General features: G+C 73.3%; 12 protein-coding genes and 1 tRNA gene. 4 read left to right on the plus strand and 9 right to left on the minus strand.

From position 1 onward, the window contains the following. Window positions 1-4 precede the first annotated feature (4 nt). Together ACTWJ8_RS18775 and bla are read right to left on the minus strand one after the other, a co-directional pair. On the minus strand, window positions 5-1,129 hold the full coding sequence (locus tag ACTWJ8_RS18775) for a DUF2786 domain-containing protein (RefSeq protein ID WP_443264592.1): 1,125 nt from the start codon (window positions 1,127-1,129) through the stop codon (window positions 5-7). A gap of 12 nt (window positions 1,130-1,141) precedes the next feature. Continuing rightward, window positions 1,142-2,083, minus strand: a complete 942-nt coding sequence (bla, locus tag ACTWJ8_RS18780) for a class A beta-lactamase (protein ID WP_356387320.1) — start codon at window positions 2,081-2,083, stop codon at window positions 1,142-1,144. Between the two features lie 191 nt (window positions 2,084-2,274). On the opposite strand from bla, the gene ACTWJ8_RS18785 reads away from it, so the two are divergent. Beyond that, window positions 2,275-3,117, plus strand: coding sequence for a nitrilase-related carbon-nitrogen hydrolase (locus ACTWJ8_RS18785; protein ID WP_356387317.1), 843 nt, complete (start codon window positions 2,275-2,277; stop codon window positions 3,115-3,117). 84 nt (window positions 3,118-3,201) lie between these two features. Beyond that, window positions 3,202-4,890, plus strand: a complete 1,689-nt coding sequence (locus ACTWJ8_RS18790) for a bifunctional 3'-5' exonuclease/DNA polymerase (protein WP_443264594.1) — start codon at window positions 3,202-3,204, stop codon at window positions 4,888-4,890. Window positions 4,891-4,957: 67 nt separating this feature from the next. On the opposite strand, the gene ACTWJ8_RS18795 is transcribed toward ACTWJ8_RS18790, so the two are convergent. From ACTWJ8_RS18795 to topA, 5 genes are all read right to left on the minus strand, one after another. Continuing rightward, window positions 4,958-5,031, minus strand: a tRNA-Thr gene (locus ACTWJ8_RS18795). Between the two features lie 94 nt (window positions 5,032-5,125). Beyond that, on the minus strand, window positions 5,126-6,703 hold the full coding sequence (locus ACTWJ8_RS18800) for an alpha/beta hydrolase (protein ID WP_443264596.1): 1,578 nt from the start codon (window positions 6,701-6,703) through the stop codon (window positions 5,126-5,128). 209 nt (window positions 6,704-6,912) lie between these two features. Next, complete coding sequence (locus tag ACTWJ8_RS18805) at window positions 6,913-8,118, minus strand: DNA polymerase III subunit delta' (protein WP_356387308.1); 1,206 nt, start codon at window positions 8,116-8,118, stop codon at window positions 6,913-6,915. A 111-nt stretch (window positions 8,119-8,229) separates the two neighbouring features. Next, window positions 8,230-11,379: a dTMP kinase gene (gene tmk / locus ACTWJ8_RS18810; protein ID WP_443264597.1), complete on the minus strand. Its 3,150-nt coding sequence runs from the start codon at window positions 11,377-11,379 to the stop codon at window positions 8,230-8,232. Window positions 11,380-11,525: 146 nt separating this feature from the next. Then, window positions 11,526-14,354: a type I DNA topoisomerase gene (topA, locus tag ACTWJ8_RS18815; protein ID WP_443264599.1), complete on the minus strand. Its 2,829-nt coding sequence runs from the start codon at window positions 14,352-14,354 to the stop codon at window positions 11,526-11,528. Between the two features lie 354 nt (window positions 14,355-14,708). Here topA and ACTWJ8_RS18820 point away from each other — a divergent pair, with 354 nt between their 5' ends. Together ACTWJ8_RS18820 and ACTWJ8_RS18825 are read left to right on the plus strand one after the other, a co-directional pair. Next, the gene (locus ACTWJ8_RS18820) at window positions 14,709-15,320 is read left to right on the plus strand and encodes a TM2 domain-containing protein (RefSeq protein ID WP_356387299.1); all 612 of its coding nucleotides are present in this window, start codon (window positions 14,709-14,711) and stop codon (window positions 15,318-15,320) included. Window positions 15,321-15,322: 2 nt separating this feature from the next. Further along, window positions 15,323-15,742 carry a DUF2752 domain-containing protein gene (locus tag ACTWJ8_RS18825; RefSeq protein ID WP_443264600.1) on the plus strand — a complete coding sequence of 140 codons (420 nt, stop codon included), beginning with the start codon at window positions 15,323-15,325 and terminating at the stop codon, window positions 15,740-15,742. Between the two features lie 22 nt (window positions 15,743-15,764). Here the strand turns inward: ACTWJ8_RS18825 and ACTWJ8_RS18830 are convergent, their stop codons facing one another. Then, window positions 15,765-15,962 carry a hypothetical protein gene (locus ACTWJ8_RS18830; RefSeq protein WP_356387294.1) on the minus strand — a complete coding sequence of 66 codons (198 nt, stop codon included), beginning with the start codon at window positions 15,960-15,962 and terminating at the stop codon, window positions 15,765-15,767. Between the two features lie 159 nt (window positions 15,963-16,121). Next, window positions 16,122-17,648, minus strand: a complete 1,527-nt coding sequence (locus ACTWJ8_RS18835; protein WP_356387291.1) for a DUF7059 domain-containing protein — start codon at window positions 17,646-17,648, stop codon at window positions 16,122-16,124. Between the last annotated feature and the right edge of the window lie 100 nt (window positions 17,649-17,748).

Raw genomic sequence — 17,748 nt, forward strand, 5'->3', positions numbered from 1 at the left:
GGCGTCATCGGTCGAGCCGGGCCCGCCGCGCCGCCTCCGTGCCCTCGTGCCACCCCGCGCCGTCGGTGACGCCCCTCATCCGCGTGGTCACGGTCTCCGGGAACATCTCCTCCGCCCGCCCCGCGACCGCGACGTCCCGCGCGGCGAGCACCGGCAGCACCTCCCCCGCCCCGTCCGCCTCACCGGTCACCCGTTCGGCGACGGCGGCGAGCCGGTCGCCAATCCGGTGCGCGTACGCGGCGAGGAACGACTGCCGGAACGTCTTCGTGCGCTTGCGCCCACCGGCCCGCTGCTCGGCCTCCGCCCGCGTCATCGCGGCGGTGGCCTGCACGAGCAGCGACGTGTACAGCACCTCGACGACCTCCAGGTCGGGCTCGAAGCCGACCACGGTCGAGAACCCGAACGCCGAGTTCCACACGGCGCGGCAGCGGTTCGCCGTGGCCACCGCGTCGAGAAGCACCGCCTTCGCCGTCTCGTACGGGGCGTCGACACCGATCCGGCAGGCGGCGGGCGCGTCCTTGGCGTGCGTACGGGACGCGAGCAGCGCCTCGTCGACCGAGTGCCGGGCCATCAGCTCCTGCGCCTTCGCCGACAGCGCCTCCGCCTCCGGCGGGTACCCGGTCCGCTCCGCCTTGGCGAGCAGCGCCCTGATCCTGGCCAGGGCGCGCGGCTCGCCCGCGACGGGCACGGTGATCGACTCCCCCGGCACGGGCCCCACCGGCTCGATCGCGGGCAGCCGCCCGAGCAGCCGGTACAGCTCCAGGACGGTGGTGGCGTACGAGAAGCGGTCCGCGCGGTCGGGCTCGTCGGCCGGCAGAGCGGCGAGCTGGGCGGCCCAGCGCGGCGGCAGGGTCTCGTAGCGCCCGGTCTCGGCCCGGATCAGGCGCGCGGCGAGCCGCTCGTGCGCCGCGTCCAGGCCCTCGTCCCGTACGACCATGCGCTGCACGTCGGCCGGCTGCCAGCCGCGCGCCCACGCCCGCCGCACGAACTCCCGCCCACGCAGCTCGAGTTCGGCGTCGGCGGACGGGTCGGCCGCGAGCAGCGAGGCCCCGGTGTCGAGGTCGCCGCCGTCGTGGAGGGCGGCGGCGAAGGCCCGCTCGACCGTGCTGTCCCCGCTCGTACCGCTCATACGGCCATGATCTCAGCCCCGTCGGGCCAGCGATTCCACGATCAGCTCGGCGGCCCGCCTGACCAGCACGCTGTCGCCCTCCGTCTCCTGATCGGCGCCGTGGTCCGCCTTGGTCGACAGGACGGAGAGGATCACCGGCGCCCCGTCGGGCGTCCAGGCGATGCCGACGTCGTTCGCGGTGCCGTACCGGCCCGTGCCGGTCTTGTCGCCGAGCTCCCAGTCGGCGGGCAGGGCCGCGCGGAAGCGTTCGCCGCTGGTGGTGTTGGCGAGCAGCCACTTCGTCAGGCGGTCGCGGTCGGCGGGGGCGAGGGCGTCGCCGAGCACGAGACGCGCGTACGTCCTCCCGAGCGCGCGGGGCGTGCTGGTGTCGGTGACGCGGCCCGCCTCGGCCGAGTTCAGCTCGGGCTCCCAGCGGTCGAGGCGGGTCGTGCGGTCGCCGATGGAGCGGACGAAGCGGGTGACGGCGCCGGGGCCGCCGAGCGGCTCCATGAGGAGGTTGGCGGCGGTGTTGTCGCTGTACGAGATCGCGGCGCCGCACAGTTCGGCGACGGTCATGCCGTTCGCGAGGTTCTCCGGCTTCCCGGTGACCGGGGCGCCGCCCGCACGGTCGATGTCGGCCTGCGTGTAGTGGACGCGCCGCGCCAGGTACTCGCCGTCCCGGTCGAGGTCGCGCAGCACGGCGGCGACGGCCGGCGTCTTGAACGTCGAGCACATCGGGAACCGCTCGTCGGCCCGGTGCCGCACCGTGCGCCCGGTGCCGAGGTCGTGCGCGTACACGCCGAGGCGGGCGCCGTGCCGCCGTTCGAGGGCGGTGAAGCGCCCCGGGCCGGGGGCGGAGGCCGGGGCGGCGGAGCGGCCGGGCGCCGGGTCGGCCTGGGCGGTGGCCGATCCCGTGAGGGCCGTGACGCCCAGGGCGGTCGCGGTGGTCAGGATGGCGCGGCGGGTGGTGGACACGGTGGGGGGTGGTCCTTTCTGCGCGACGTCGATCTTTCGACCCGTACATGTACTCGACCGATATGTACTCGATCCGTCCGTGTACGAGGACGATCTTCCGGTACCGGGCGGTTGCGGCCCCACCGGGATCACCGCGATCACCGCGATCACCGGGATGCCGAGGGCCCGCGCCGCGTGCGAGGCTCGGGGGCATGAGAGTGGCACTGGCGCAGACGGACTGCGAGCTCGGCGACGTGGACGCCAACCTGGACACCGCCCGCGAGCAGATCGCGCAGGCCGGGGCCCAGGGAGCGGACCTCGTCGTCTTCCCCGAACTGAGCCTGCACGGCTATCACCTCGGCGCCCTGAAGTCGGACACGTCCATCGCCACGAACGACCCGCGGCTGCTCGGCCTCGCGGCACCGGACGGCCCGGACGTCATGGTGGGCCTGCACGAGCACACCAGCCTGCGGGCGTACAACACCTCCGCGTACTACTCCGGCGGCGCCCTGCTGCACGCCCACCGCAAGCTGTACCTGCCCAACTACCTGGCCTGGGAGGAGCGCAAGCACGTCAGCCCGGGCCAGCACGCCCGCGCGTACGACCTGCCGCGCGACCACGGCCGGGCGGCGACGCTGGTCTGCAACGACGCGTGGCAGCCGGTGCTGCCGTGGGTCGCGGTGCAGGACGGCGCGGAGGTCCTGTTCGTGCCCGCGAACAGCGCGGCGACGCTCGACCCCGAGGCCATGGACACGACCCTGTACTGGGACACGCTCCTGTCCTACACGGCGAAGATGCTCCAGTGCTGGGTCGTCTTCGTGAACCGCGTCGGCAACGAGAACGGGGCGTCCTTCTGGGGCGGCTCCCGCGTCGTCGACCCGCGCGGCACGGTGGTGGCGCAGGCGCCGCAGTGGGAGCCGGGGCTCGTGACGGTCGACATCGACGTGCACGAGGCGCGCCGCCGGCGCAGGGCTGTCCCCTTGGTGGCGGAGGCGCGCCTGGGCCTGATCGACCGTGAGGTCCGCCGCCTGATCGACGAGGGCGGCGACAGCTAGTCCCACCGTGCCGGGTGGCTCGTTCCACCGTGCCGGTGGTGCGGTTCCGGGGCGTTGTCAGTGCCGGGTGTGACACTCGGCAGCGTGACCGAACGCTGGGCTCTCGCCCCCACCGAGCACGGCGGCGCCGACCTGGTGCCGCTGGGCCCGGACGCGCTGCCCGCGGGGCCTGCCGTGCGGGAGCCGGACCTCGCGGAGGCGGTCCGCTCCCGGCCGGAGGTCACCCGGTGGGTCTGGCGTGACACCCACGCCGTGCACCCCAGGCTGCTCGCCGCGGGCGTCCGCGTGGAGCGCTGCTACGACATCGAGGCCGCCGAGAACCTGCTGCTCGCCCACGAGGGCCGGCACGGCGAACACCGCTCCGCCGCCGCGGCCCTCGCCCGCCTCAAGGGCGCCCCCGTACCGCCCGATCCCCCGCCCCGCGTCGCGGCCCCCGGCTCCCAGTCCTCCCTCTTCGAGCCGCGCCCACCCGTCGACGTACCGCTCGCGGATCTCGTCGAGGTGTACGCGGAGCAGCAGCGCCGCCACGACGCGACCGCCCACCCGGGCCGGATGCGGCTGCTCACCGCGTCGGAGTCGGCGGGCATGCTGGTGGCTGCCGAGATGCACGCGGCGGGCCTGCCGTGGCGGGCGGACGTGCACCGCGCGGTGCTCAGCGAACTCCTCGGCGAGCGCTACGGGGGCGGCGGCGAACCCCGCCGCCTCGCGGAACTGGCGGACGAGGTGTCGGCGGCCTTCGGCAGACCGGTGCGCCCAGACCTCCCGGCGGACGTGATCAAGGCTTTCGCCCAGGCCGGCATCAAACTGACCACGACCCGCCGGTGGGAGCTGGAGGGCGTCGACCACCCGGCCGTACCGCCGCTGATCGAGTACAAGAAGCTGTACCGGATCTACACGGCGCACGGCTGGTCCTGGCTCCAGGACTGGGTGCGCGACGGCCGCTTCAGACCCGAGTACCTGCCCGGCGGCACGGTGTCGGGCCGGTGGACGACGAACGGCGGCGGCGCACTCCAGATCCCCAAGGTCATCCGCCGCGCCGTGGTGGCCGACCCGGGGTGGCGGCTCGTCGTGGCCGACGCCGACCAGATGGAACCGCGCGTCCTCGCCGCGATCTCCCGCGACCCGGCGTTCATGGAGGTCTCGGGGCAGGCCGCCGACCTGTACCAGGCGGTGTCCGACCGGGCGTTCGCCGGTGACCGGGGCCAGGCCAAGCTGGCGGTGCTCGGCGCCATATACGGCCAGACGTCCGGCGACGGCCTGAAGAACCTCGCCCTGCTGCGCCGCCGCTTCCCGCAGGCGGTGGCGTACGTCGACGAGGCGGCGCGGGCCGGCGAGGAGGGCCGCCTGGTCCGCACCTGGCTGGGCCGCACCTGCCCACCCGCGGCGGGCGCCACCGACCCCGACGAGGCGGGCATCCCCCAGGACGAGCCCGAACAGCCGGCGGAGACGGGCGGAGCGACGTACGGCTACGCCTCCTCCAACTCCCGCGCCCGCGGCCGCTTCACCCGCAACTTCGTGGTGCAGGGCAGCGCCGCCGACTGGACCCTCGTCGTCCTGGCGGCCCTCCGCCGCGCCCTCGCGGACATGGCGGCGGAACTGGTCTTCTTCCAGCACGACGAGGTGATCGTGCACTGCCCCGAGGAGGAGGCCCCCCGGGTGACCGAGGCCATCACCGAATCCGCAGCCCTGGCCGCCCACATCACCTTCGGCGACACCCCGGTCCGCTTCCCCTTCACGGTGGCGGTGGTGGAGTGCTACGCGGACGCCAAGTGACCCGCACCCACGAGAAGAACGACAAAACCCCAGGCCGGAATGTGTTCCGACCTGGGGTCCGTGTCTGAGCCGCCTTCGGGATTCGAACCCGAGACCTACGCATTACGAGTGCGTTGCTCTGGCCATCTGAGCTAAGGCGGCGCCGCCGCTCGCACCGGAGTGCGTCAGCAACGTCGCCAATCCTACACGCTCCGCGGGGGTGCTCCGTACAGCCTTTATGACCAGGGGACACGCACTACGAACAGCGCTTTCCGTCGGTGGGCGGTGTGCCGGTCAGGAGGTAGTCGTCGATGGCGCCGTCCACGCAGGTGCTGCCGCGGCCGTACGCGGTGTGGCCGTCGCCCTCGTAGGTGAGGAGGTGGCCGGAGGAAAGCTGGGAGGCCAGGGACTTCGCCCAGCGGTACGGGGTCGCAGGGTCGCGGGTGGTACCGGCGACGACGATGGGCGCCGCGCCGTCGGCGGTGATGCGGTGGGCCTCGCCCGTCGCCTTCACCGGCCAGTAGCCGCAGTTCAGGGAGGCCCAGGCGAGGCCCTTGCCGAAGACCGGGGACGCCTTCTCGAAGTCCGGCACCTCCTTCTCGACCTCCTTGGGCGAGGTGAAGGCCGGCGGCTGGTCGAGGCAGTTCACGGCGGCGTTCGCGAACATCATGTTCGAGTACTTACCGTCGGGGTCGCGCTCGTAGTAGCTGTCGGAGAGGGCGAGCAGGCCCGCGCCGTCCTTGTGCTTGATGGCGGACGTGAGCGCCTCGCGCAGTTGTGGCCACGCCCCCTCGTCGTACATCGCGGCGATCACGCCGGTCGTGGCGAGCGCCTCGCCGAGCTTGCGGCCCTGCGGGTCGCCGGTGCCGATCGGCTTGCGGTCGAGCCGGTCGAAGAAGGCCTTGAGGCGCTCGCCCGCGCGGTCCGGGTCGCCGGAGCCGAGCGGGCAGTCGGAGCGCTTGGCACAGTCCTTCGCGAACGAGCGGAACGCGGTCTCGAAGCCCGCGGTCTGCTGCTTGTTCATCTCAAGCGCGGTCAGGGACGGGTCCATCGCGCCGTCGAGGACGACCCGGCCGACCCGCTCCGGGTACAGGCCCGCGTACGTCGCGCCGAGGAACGTCCCGTACGAGGCGCCCACGTAGTTCAGCTTCTCGTCGTCGAGGGCCGCGCGGACGAGGTCCATGTCTCGGGCCGCCTCGACCGTGGAGACGTGCGGCAGGACGCGGCCGGAGGTGCGGTTCGACGTCTCGCAGCCCGCGCCGAAGCCCTTGTACGCGGCGGTCAGGCGGTCCTGCTCGGCCTTGTCGTCCGGGGTGACGTCGGTCTGCGTGTACGCGTCCATCTTCTTGCCGTCGAGGCAGGTCACGGGCGCGCTGCGGGCGACGCCCCGCGGGTCGACGGCCACCATGTCGTAGCGGGCGCGGATCTTCTTCGGGTAGCCGATGCCCGCGTACGACTGCAGGTAGCCGATCGCCGAGCCGCCGGGGCCGCCCGGGTTGACCAGCAGCGAGCCGAGCTTCTTGCCGGGGCCCGTGGCCTTCTTCCGGGAGACGGCGAGGTCGATGTCGCCGCCGGACGGCTTGTCGTAGTCGAGCGGCGCCTTGAGGGTGGCGCACTCGAAGCCGGGCGCCCCGCACTTGTGCCACTTCGGGGCCTGGTCGTAGTACGGGGCGAGGTCGGCGGGCGTCGAGCGGGGCAGTGCGGCGAGCGAGGCGCCGGGAGCGCCCGAACTGCCGGACGCGCAGCCGGAGATGGCGGCGACGACGATTCCGGCGGCGACGGCGAGGACGGCGGGACGGCGGCGTGGGGTGAGGAGGTGGCGCCTGGAGTACATCCGGCGAGCGTAACGCTCCGCGTGTTATCGGTCACCTTGCGTACCCGAATGCTGGAGCCATAGCGCGATCAGGGTGGGGGTGCGGGTGGCCCGTCAGGTTCCGGGAGCCGTCCCCGCGCCACGGGGCTCCGCCCCGGACCCCGCGCCTCAATCGCCGGCGGGGCTTAGGTGGAAGCCTCGCGCCTCAATCGCCGAAGGCATCAAGCGCGCTACCCCGCCCGAAGCGCCACCGTCATCGCCTCCACCGCCAGAAGCGGTGCCACGTTGCCGTCCAGGGCGACCCTGCACGCCGCGATCGCCTCGATCCGCCGGAGCGTCGACTCGGGCGACGTGCTGCGGGCCAGGCGCTCCAGCGTGTCCTGGATCTCCGTGTTCGCCAGGTCCACGCGCGAGCCGAGCTGCATGGCGAGCACGTCCCGGTAGACGCCCGTCAGCTCCGTGAGGGCCAGGTCGAGGCTGTCGCGCTGCGAACGCGTGCGGCGCCGCTTCTGCATGTCCTCGAGGTCCTTCATGACGCCGGCCGTGCCGCGCGGCATCCGCCCGCCGTTCTGCGCGCCGAGCGCCGCCTTCAGCTCCTCGGTCTCCTTCGTGTCGACCTCTTCGGCGAGCTGCTTGGAGTCCTCCGCCGCGGCGTCCACCAGCTCCTGCGCCGCCTTGAGGCAGCCGCCGATCTCCTCGACGCGCAGCGGCACCTTCAGGACGGCCGCCCTGCGCTCCCGCGCGCGCGGGTCCGTCGCCAGGCGGCGCGCCCGGTCGATGTGGCCCTGCGTGGCGCGGGAGACGGCGGCGGCGACGTCGGGCTCGATGCCGTCGCGTCGTACGAGCATGTCGGCGACCGCGGAGACGGCGGGGGTGCTCAGGGTGAGGAGGCGGCAGCGGGAGCGGATCGTCGGCAGCACGTCCTCCACGGAGGGCGCGCAGAGCAGCCACACGGTGCGGGCCGCCGGTTCCTCCACGGCCTTCAGGACCGCGTTCGCCGACTTCTCGTTGAGCCGCTCGGCGTCCTCGACGAGGATCACCTGCCAGCGGCCGCCCGCCGGGGAGGTGTACGACTTGCGGACCGTGTCGCGCATGTCGTCGACGCGGATCTGGGTGCCGACTGCGGCGACCGTCGACACGTCGGCGTGGGTGCCGAGCAGCGCGGTGTGGCAGCCGTCGCAGAACCCGCAGCCGGGAGCCCCGCCGAGGGCGCGGTCGGGGCTGGTGCACTGGAGCGCGGCGGCGAACGCGCGGGCCGCGGTCTCACGGCCCGCGCCCGGCGGCCCGGTGAACAGCCACGCGTGCGTCATCTTCGAGGAGGCGGGCGGCGGGGCGTCGGCCGCGGCTGCCGTCACCAGGGCGTCGGCGTCCCGCGCGGCGGCGTCCAGCTCCGCGATCACCCGGTCCTGGCCGACCAGGTCGTCCCATACGGCCATGCGGCCACCGTCCCTTGCTCCTGCCGATCCCAGCGCCACCCATTGTGCCGGTCGCCACTGACATCACCGGAGGCCCCCGACCCCCGCGCCCCGAGCGGCGGCGCGCTCGGACTACCGGCGCCGCCTGCCCCGGCCGTCCTCCTCGTCGCGGCCGCCGAGCAGCTCGTCCGCGAGCGACGGCAGGTCGTCGAGCGGCGTCTCCTCCGCCCAGTCGGGCCGCGGCCGCTTCGGCCGGCCGTTCTCGTCGACCTGCGGAAGCTCGGCCGTGCGCTCGTTGGACCCGTCCGGGTCCGAACCGGGCCGCTCGTCGCGGAAGTACCCGCTCGGCACACGGTCCGCCGGATCGGACACCTGGGGAAGCACCGCCGTCTCGTCCGCCGCGCCGGGCGCGGGCGGCTGCGGCAGCTGCGTCGTCTCCTCGGCGTCCGCCGTGTCCCGGTACTGCGGCAGCACGGTCGTCTCGTCGGAGTCCCCGGCCTGCGGCAGCACCGTGGTCTCGTCGGCGTCCGGCGAGGACGCGGCAGGCTCCGGCGCCTTGGTGAAGTCGACGATCGGGGTCGGCACCGTCGTCTCGTTGTCCGGAACCCGGTCGTCGGGCGCCCGGTCGTCCGGCGCCTCGCTCGGCAGCTCGACCTTGCGCAGGTTCGTCGTCGGCGCGCCCGCGCTGCGCTGCGCCTGCTCGGCGGCCTGCGCCGCGAGACGGCGGGCCTCCTCCGCGCGCAGCAGGGCCTCCTCGGCCTTGCGCTGCTTCTCCAGGCGCCGCGCCTCGGCCTCGGCGCGCAGCCGCGCCTCCTCCTCGGCCTGCTTGCGCAGCCGCTCCTGCTCGGCGGCGCGCGCCTCTTCCTCGGCCTTCAGGCGGGCCCGCTCCTCCTCGGCCCTGCGGCGCTCCTCCTCGGCGCGCTGCCGGGCCTCCTCGGCCTGCCGCTCCGCCTCGAGGCGCTGCGCCTCCTCCAGCTCGCGGCGCTTGCGCTCCTCCTCTTCGGCGCGCAGCTTGGCGAGCTGCTCCTGGCGCTCGCGCTCCAGGCGCTCCTCCTCCGCCTTGCGGGCGGCCTCCTCCTCGGCCTTGCGGCGCGCCTCTTCCTCGGCGGCCTTGCGGGCCTCCTCCTGCGCCTTGATCTCGGCTTCGGAGAGCGGCAGCAGAACGTCGAGGCGGTGACGGATGACGGTCGTGACCGCCTCCGGCTCCTGGCCCGCGTCCACCACCAGGTAGCGGCCGGGGTCGCCCGCGGCCAGCGTCAGGAAACCGGAGCGCACGCGCGCGTGGAACTCCATCGGCTCCGACTCGAGCCGGTCGGGCGCCTCCGTGAACCGCTCGCGCGCGGCCTCCGGGTCGACGTCGAGCAGCACGGTCAGGTTCGGTACGAGGCCGCTGGTGGCCCAGCGGTTGATGCGGGCGACCTCGGTCGGCGACAGGTCGCGGCCCGCGCCCTGGTAGGCGACGGACGAGTCGATGTAGCGGTCGGAGATGACGACGGCGCCGCGTTCGAGCGCGGGGCGGACGACCGTGTCGACGTGCTCCGCGCGGTCGGCGGCGTAGAGCAGCGCCTCCGCGCGGTGCGAGAGACCGGCGGACGAGACGTCGAGCAGGATCGAGCGGAGCCGCTTGCCGACCGGCGTCGCGCCCGGCTCGCGGGTGACGACGACCTCGTGGCCCTTGCCGCGGATCCACTCCGCGAGCGCCTCGGCCTGCGTCGACTTCCCCGCGCCGTCGCCGCCTTCGAGGGCGATGAAGAATCCGGTCGCGGCCGGGGCCTGCGCCGGGTCGTGGCCGCCGCGCAGCGCCTCGAGGAGGTCGTGCCGGAGCGGCACCCCGCTGCGGTCGTCGGCCTTGGCGAGCACCAGCGCGGCGACGGGCAGCAGCAGCGCGCCGACCAGCATCAGCGTGAACGCGGCGCCGCCGTGCGCGAAGACGAACTTGCCGCTCTCCAGGTGGTGCGGCCCGATGAGCGCGGCCAGCACGGGCGCGAGCAGCGCGCCGAGCGCGACGCACACCCGTACGACGGCCTGGAGGTGCTCGGTGGTGCGGGCTCTGCGGTGCTCCTCGGTCTCCTGGTCGAGCAGCGTGTGCCCGGTGTTCGCGGCGATGCCCGCGGTGACCCCGGCGATGGTCAGGATGAGGATCACGCTCGTCACGTCGGGCACCAGGCCGGCCGCGAGCAGCGCGATGCCGGTGAGCGCGATGGCGAGCGCGAACAGCCGGCGCCTGGACAGCGCGGGCAGCACCTTGGGCGCCGAGCGGATGCCGACGACGGTGCCCCCGGTCAGGCCGAGCACGATCAGGCCGTACGTGACCGGGCCGCCGCCCAGGTCCTTGGCGTGCAGCACGGACACGGCGACGGCGGAGGCGATCGCCCCGGCGACGCAGGAGCAGGCCAGCACGAGGAGCCGGATCGCTCCGGTGCGGCCCTTGTCGACTCCGGTGCCGGTGCTGGGCCTGCGCAGCCCCTCGAGCGGCGACCGCGCGCGCGGGGTCTGGGTGTCCGGGAGTTCGAGGAAGAAGACGACCGACAGGGAGGCGGCGAAGAGCCCGGCCCCCACGTAGGACGAGAGCGCCACCTGGTGCGCGGCGAACCAGTCGACGCCCGCCCCGATCAGGTTCTGCACCAGGGTGACGAGGACGAGTGCGGCGGCGCCGAGCGGCACGGCGACGAACCCGGTGCGCAGGGAGAGCCTCCGCAGCGCGTCCGCGTGGTCGGGCAGCGGGCGCACCGCGGCGCCCTCGATCGGCGGCGGGGGCAGCAGCGCGGGCGCCGCGCTCTCCTTGGCGACGGTCCAGAACCGCTCGGCGACCCCGATGACGAAGGCCGTCACGAGGAGCATCGCCAGCGCGTTGTCCGGGACCCAGTCGGTCCACAGCGGGGCGACGATGAGGAGCGCGGCCCGCACGCCGTCGGCGCCGACCATGGTCCAGCGCCGGTCGAGCGGTCCGCCGGGCGTCGTCAGGGAGGTCAGCGGTCCGAGCAGGACGGCGCCGAACAGCAGCGTGGACAGGATCCGGGCGCCGAACACGGCGGCGACGGCGAAGGCCACGCCCCGGTACCCGCCGCCGAACGACTCCTCGGGGATCGCCGTCTGCACCGCGAGCACCACGAGCACGAGCAGCCCGATCACATCGCCGACTCCGCCGACGAGCTGCGCGGACCACAGTCGCTTCAACTGCGGTACGCGCAACAGGGCGCGCACGGCACGCTCTCGGGAGTCCGCTACCAGGGCGTCGTCTGGGGCCGTGTTGGGGTCCGTTGGCTGCTCGGCACGGGTCATTCGTCCAGCCTATCGGGCCCCACCGACACTCCGAAGGTGTGTTCCCGGTGTGACGCCTTCCCGTGGGCGCTGTGCGCGCACGACGAGGAGGCACTGGTTCCGCGGGCCGCGGAACCAGTGCCTCCTCGTCGTGCTGCTGAGCCGAACTACTCCGCCGAAGCCGCCTTCTTGGCGGGCGCCTTCTTCGCGGGCGCCTTCTTGGCGGTGGTCTTCTTGGCCGCCGTCTTCTTCGCCGTGGTCGTCTTCTTGGCCGCGGTCTTCTTGGCCGCGGTCTTCTTGGCCGGCGCCTTCTTGGCGGTCTTCTTCTTGGCGGGGCCCTTCGCCCGCTTCTCGGCGAGCAGCTCGAAGCCGCGCTCCGGCGTGATCTCCTCCACGGAGTCCGCAGAGCGCAGCGTCGCGTTGGTCTCGCCGTCGGTGACGTACGGGCCGAAGCGGCCGTCCTTCACCACGACGGGCTTCTCGCTGACCGGGTCGGTGCCGAGCTCCTTCAGCGGCGGCTTGGCGGCCGCGCGGCCACGCTGCTTCGGCTTGGAGTAGATCTCCAGGGCCTCTTCCAGCGTGATGTTGAAGATCTGGTCCTCGGTCTCCAGGGAGCGCGAGTCCGTGCCCTTCTTCAGGTACGGGCCGTACCGGCCGTTCTGCGCGGTGATGTCGACGCCCTCGGCGTCCTGGCCGACGACGCGCGGCAGCGACATCAGCTTCAGGGCGTCGTCGAGCGTCACCGTGTCGAGCGACATCGACTTGAAGAGCGAGGCGGTCCGCGGCTTCACCGCGTTCTTGCCGGTCTTCGGGGTGCCCTCGGGGAGCACCTCGGTGACGTACGGGCCGTAGCGGCCGTCCTTGGCGATGATCTGGCGGCCGGTCTGCGGGTCGGCGCCCAGCTCGAAGTCGCCGCTCGGCTTGGCGAGCAGCTCCTCCGCGTACTCGACGGACAGCTCGTCGGGCGCGAGGTCCTCGGGCACGTCGGCGCGCTGGTGGTTCTCGGAGTCGCGCTCGCCGCGCTCGATGTACGGGCCGTAGCGGCCGACGCGGAGCACGATGTCGTTGCCGACCGGGAACGAGGAGACCTCGCGGGCGTCGATCGCGCCCAGGTCGGTGACGAGCTCCTTGAGGCCGCCGAGGTGGTCCCCGTCGCCGTTCCCGGCGTCCGCGGCGCCGCCCTGGCCGTCGGAGCCCTCGCCGAAGTAGAAACGCTTCAGCCACGGCACGGCCTGCGCCTCGCCGCGCGCGATGCGGTCGAGGTCGTCCTCCATGGAGGCGGTGAAGCTGTAGTCGACGAGCCGGCCGAAGTGCTTCTCCAGCAGGTTGACGACGGCGAACGACAAGAAGGAGGGCACGAGTGCCGTCCCCTTCTTGAAGACGTATCCGCGATCCAGAATCGTCCCGATGATGGACGCGTACGTGGACGGACGGCCGATCTCGCGCTCTTCGAGCTCCTTGACGAGCGAGGCCTCGGTGTAGCGCGCGGGCGGCTTCGTGGCGTGGCCGTCGACCGAGATCTCCTCGGCGGACAGGCTGTCGCCCTCGGCGACCTGCGGGAGGCGGCGCTCGCGGTCGTCCAGCTCCGCGTTCGGGTCGTCGGCGCCCTCCACGTAGGCCTTCAGGAAGCCGTGGAAGGTGATCGTCTTGCCGGAGGCGCTGAACTCGGCGTCGCGGCCGTCGGCGGACGTGCCACCGATCTTCACGGTGACGCTGTTGCCGACCGCGTCCTTCATCTGGGAGGCGACGGTGCGCTTCCAGATCAGCTCGTACAGCTTGAACTGGTCGCCGGTCAGGCCGGTCTCGGCGGGCGTGCGGAAGCGGTCGCCGGAGGGGCGGATCGCCTCGTGCGCCTCCTGCGCGTTCTTGACCTTGCCGGCGTACGTGCGCGGCTTGTCCGGCAGGTAGTCGCTGCCGTAGAGCTGCGTGACCTGCGAACGGGCGGCCGCGACGGCCGTGTCCGACAGGGTCGTGGAGTCCGTACGCATATAGGTGATGAAGCCGTTCTCGTACAGCTTCTGGGCGACCTGCATGGTCGCCTTGGCGCCGAAGCCCAGCTTGCGCGAGGCCTCCTGCTGCATCGTCGTCGTACGGAACGGGGCGTACGGCGAGCGGCGGTACGGCTTGGACTCGACGGAGCGGACGGAGAACCGGGTGTCCTCCAGGGCGGCGGCGAGCGCCCGCGCGTTCGCCTCGTCCAGGTGCAGCGTGTTCGCCGAACCGGCCTTCAGCCGGCCAAGGGAGTCGAAGTCGCGGCCCTGCGCGATGCGCTTGCCGTCGACGGCGGAGAGCCGGGCGGTCAGCGACGACGGGTCGGACGGGTCACCGGCGCGGCCGGTGGCGAAGGTGCCGGTCAGGTCCCAGTACTCGGCGGAGCGGAAGGCGATGCGGTCGCGCTCGCGCTCGACGACGAGGCGGGTGGCGACGGACTGCACGCGGCCCGCCGACAGGCGCGGCATGACCTTCTTCCACAGGACGGGCGACACCTCGTAGCCGTACAGACGGTCGAGGATGCGGCGGGTCTCCTGGGCGTCGACCAGCTTCTTGTTCAGGTCGCGCGGGTTGCGCACGGCCTGCTGGATCGCGTCCTTGGTGATCTCGTGGAAGACCATCCGGTGGACCGGGATCTTCGGCTTCAGGACTTCCTGGAGGTGCCACGCGATGGCCTCGCCCTCGCGGTCCTCATCGGTGGCGAGGAAGAGTTCGTCGGACTCCTTCATCAGGTCCTTGAGCTTCTTGACCTGCGCCTTCTTGTCGCTGTTCACGACATAGATGGGCTGGAAGTCGTGCTCGACGTCGACGCCGAGACGGCGCACCTCGCCGGTGTACTTCTCGGGGACTTCGGCCGCGCCGTTGGGGAGGTCGCGGATGTGCCCGACGCTCGCTTCGACGACGTATCCGGGGCCGAGATAGCCCTTGATCGTCTTCGCCTTGGCGGGCGACTCGACGATGACGAGTCGGCGGCCGCCCTGTGCGGTCTCGCTGGTCGGGGACAACTTCGCTCTTCTCTCCGGTCGGCGGTTCGGGGCCGTTTCGATGGCTTTCTCCCGCGGGATCGTGCCGGTTCCGCGGCACTGCTGCGGAGTGTGACGGTACCTCCCGCCGGTGTGTCAAACGGGAAAAGCACGCAGCAGCCACTCGGAACGGTAACCCGACTCCTCGTGATCCTGCCCCCGGACCGGGGAGCGGACGCATCGGGTCCGGGTACGTGGGTACGTGCCTTCGCGGCGCTCCTGTGCCCTGTGGCAGCCGCGTTTGTCGGGCCCTGACAAGATGGCGAGTGGCTGGGGGAGCCCGCGGGGAGCCTCCGGCTCGTCCCCCCAGGCATCACCGATCCAGGAGCTTCCCCCATGTCCGACAGCAATCCGTACGGCCAGTCCCCCAAGGACCAGCCGGGCGGGAACCCGTACAACCAGCCCCCGGCCGGCCAGCCGGGCCAGCAGGGCGCGGGCCCGTACGGCTACCCGCAGCAGGGCTCGCAGCCCGGCTACGGCGCCCCCGGCCAGCCGCAGGGTCAGCCCGGCTACGGCACGCCTCCTCCCGGTCAGCCCGGCCAGCCGCAGGGCCAGCCGGGGCAGCCCGGTTACGGCTACCCCTACCCGGGTTCCGCCCCGGCCGGTGGCGCCTACCCGCCGCCGCCCGGCCCCGGCATGGGCGGCGCTCCCGGCATGGGCCCCGGCATGGGCATGCCCTACGACCCGATGGCGCCCTACGGCTACGACCCGTACGGCCGTCCGTACTCGGACAAGACGAAGCTCGCCGCGGGTCTCCTCGGCATCTTCCTGGGTGGATTCGGCGCGGGCCGCTTCTACACCGGCCACACCGGCATGGCGGTCACCATGCTCATCGTGTCCCTCGTGACCTGCGGAATCGGCAGCATCTGGGGCCTCATCGACGGCATCATGATGCTCGCGGGCAACAACGCCACGGACGCCCAGGGCCGCGTGCTCCGGGACTCCTGACCGTGCCGCACGCCGCGTCGTCCCCCGGGTCCCGCCTCAGAAGCGCGCTCCGCGCCCCCGCCGCGGCCCCGCTGGGGGTGCTCGCGGCGGGCGTCGCGGCCGCGCTGTACCTGTACGGCACGGACCCGCACGAGCCGGGCCATGCCCTCCCGGGCTGCCCGTTCCGCTTCGCCACGGGTCTGCTCTGCCCGGCGTGCGGCGGGACGCGGATGGTCTACGACCTGATGCACGGCCGGTACGTCGCGGCCTGGCACGACAACGCCGCGCTGCTGCTCGCCGCCCCCTTCGCCCTCGCCCTGCTGGGCCGCTGGGCGTACGAGGGGCTGCGCGGCCGCCGCTGGGACCCGCCGATCGGGGGCCGCGGCGCGACCGCGATCCTCGCCGGGGCGGCGCTCTGGGCGGTCGTGCGCAACGCGGTCTGAGCGCGCCCGACCGCCTTGAGGTCTACGCCTGCCCGAAGCACCACACGGCGAGTGCCAGGGACACGGCCCCGGTCGCCGCGGCGAGCACCACCGCCGTCGCCGGGCGCGCCCCGTATGCGACCGGCTCGCGGTGCGCGGCGCGCGCCCCGGTCCACGTCAACAGGCCCGCGCCGAACAGTCCGAACACCGCGCCCGCGAACAACGCCGGAACACTCTCCATCGTCTGCCTCCCCCACGTACGGACCGATTCCGGTACCCAGGCGGGCGACGCTGACACGGGTGGCGGAACCCCGGGTGAACTCCCGGGCGCCACAAGGCGAAGAGCGGCCGACCGTTCTCAGCCGACGCGTTTGAGTCGACGTGTTTCAGGCGACGCGTCTCAGGCGACGGGCGTGAACGGCTCCAGGAAGCCCTGCTCGACGAGCGTGCGGATCTGTGCGGGCGTCCGGTCGCGCAGCGACACCGCGTCCTCGCCCATGAGTTGGGCGATGGCGTCGAGGATCGTCCCGGCGCTCAGCGTCCCGTCGCAGACGCCCGCGAACCCGGCGCCGACCGTGTCCACCTTCGTCGCGCGGCGCATCCCGCGGCCCTGCCGCAGCACGACGTGCTCCGGGTCCTCGGCGCCCGGAAGCCCGACCTGCTCCTGCACGACCTCGCCGGCCAGCTTGAAGTGCGCGCCGAGCAGCGCCGCGTCGTCGTGCGAGCGCAGCCAGTCGACCCGCTCGAAGTGCCCGCGCACGGCCTCGCCGAGCGGCTGCTCGACGGGGTGCGGCCACTCCTCGACGACGATCGACGGCTCGTCCGCATCCGTCTTCCTGAGCGTGATCCAGCCGAACCCGACGGCCCGCACCTTGCGCGCCTCGAACTCGTCGAGCCACGCGTCGTACCGGGCCGCGTACTCCGCCGGATCGCCGCGGTGGTCACCGGCGTCCCGCAGCCACAACTCGGCGTACTGCGCGACGTCCTGCACCTCGCGCTGCACGATCCAGGCGTCACAGCCGCGCGGCACCCAGGAACGCAGCCGCTCGGTCCACTCCTCGCCGTCCACGTGCTCCCAGTTGGCCAGGAACTGCGCGTATCCCCCTTCGTTCAGGTGCTCCCCCGCCCCCTGAACGACCGAGCGGCACAGATCGTCCCCGCTCATGCCGCCGTCCCGGTACGTGAGCCGGGCGCCCGGCGAGATCACGAAGGGCGGGTTGGAGACGACGAGGTCGTACGTCGCGTCGCCCACGGGCTCGTACAGCGAACCCTCCCGCAGCTCGGCGGCCCGCACGCCCGACAGGGCGAGGGTCAGCGCCGTCATGTGCAGCGCGCGCGGGTTGAGGTCCGTCGCGGTCACCCGCGTGGCGTGCCGCGCCGCGTGCAGCGCCTGGATCCCGGAGCCGGTGCCGAGGTCGAGCGCCGATCCGACGGGCGTGCGCACGGTGATCCCGGCGAGCGTGGTGGACGCCCCGCCGACCCCGAGCACGACGCCCTCCTCGCGGCTGCCGATGCCCCCGGCGCCGCCGACCGCGCACCCGAGGTCGGACACGATGAACCAGTCCTCGCCCTCGGGTCCGCCGTACGGGCGTACGTCGACGCTCGCCGCGACCTCGTCGCCCCCGACGGCCACCAGCCAGCCGCTCTCCAGGCAGGCGTCGAGCGGCAGCACCTCGGCGGCCCGCTCGCGCGGCGCGGGCTGCTGCAACAGGAACAGCCGTACGAGCGTCTCCAGGGGCCGCTCCCCCCGGGTGGCCCGCAACGCCGGCACGGTCTCACTCCGCGCCAGCGCCGCGTACGCGGACGCCCCGAGCAGTTCGAGCAGCCCATCGGCGGTGAACTCGGCAGCGATCAGCGCGTCACGCAGCTCCTGAGCGACGTCGTTTCGGTCAACGGCGGGCAGCGATACAAAACCGGAAGAACTCACACCCCCATTGTCACCCGCCCACCGCTGTGGGCAGGTGTTCCGCCCCCGAACACGGCGTCGCCCCCGGCGCCGCGCAAAATTGCGCAACCCCGGGGGCGCG

Origin of the sequence: Streptomyces sp. SDT5-1 (assembly GCF_052245995.1) — a bacterium.
In the GTDB taxonomy this organism is placed as follows: domain Bacteria; phylum Actinomycetota; class Actinomycetes; order Streptomycetales; family Streptomycetaceae; genus Streptomyces.

What these genes read in the sequence shown, in the direction of transcription:
- ACTWJ8_RS18805 (WP_356387308.1), bottom strand. Translation starts at nt 8,118, where the DNA reads ATGGCCGTATGGGACGACCTGGTCGGCCAGGACCGGGTGATCGCGGAG.
- ACTWJ8_RS18820 (WP_356387299.1), top strand. Translation starts at nt 14,709, where the DNA reads ATGTCCGACAGCAATCCGTACGGCCAGTCCCCCAAGGACCAGCCGGGC.
- ACTWJ8_RS18800 (WP_443264596.1), bottom strand. Translation starts at nt 6,703, where the DNA reads ATGTACTCCAGGCGCCACCTCCTCACCCCACGCCGCCGTCCCGCCGTC.
- ACTWJ8_RS18830 (WP_356387294.1), bottom strand. Translation starts at nt 15,962, where the DNA reads ATGGAGAGTGTTCCGGCGTTGTTCGCGGGCGCGGTGTTCGGACTGTTC.
- tmk (WP_443264597.1), bottom strand. Translation starts at nt 11,379, where the DNA reads ATGACCCGTGCCGAGCAGCCAACGGACCCCAACACGGCCCCAGACGAC.
- ACTWJ8_RS18785 (WP_356387317.1), top strand. Translation starts at nt 2,275, where the DNA reads ATGAGAGTGGCACTGGCGCAGACGGACTGCGAGCTCGGCGACGTGGAC.
- ACTWJ8_RS18775 (WP_443264592.1), bottom strand. Translation starts at nt 1,129, where the DNA reads ATGAGCGGTACGAGCGGGGACAGCACGGTCGAGCGGGCCTTCGCCGCC.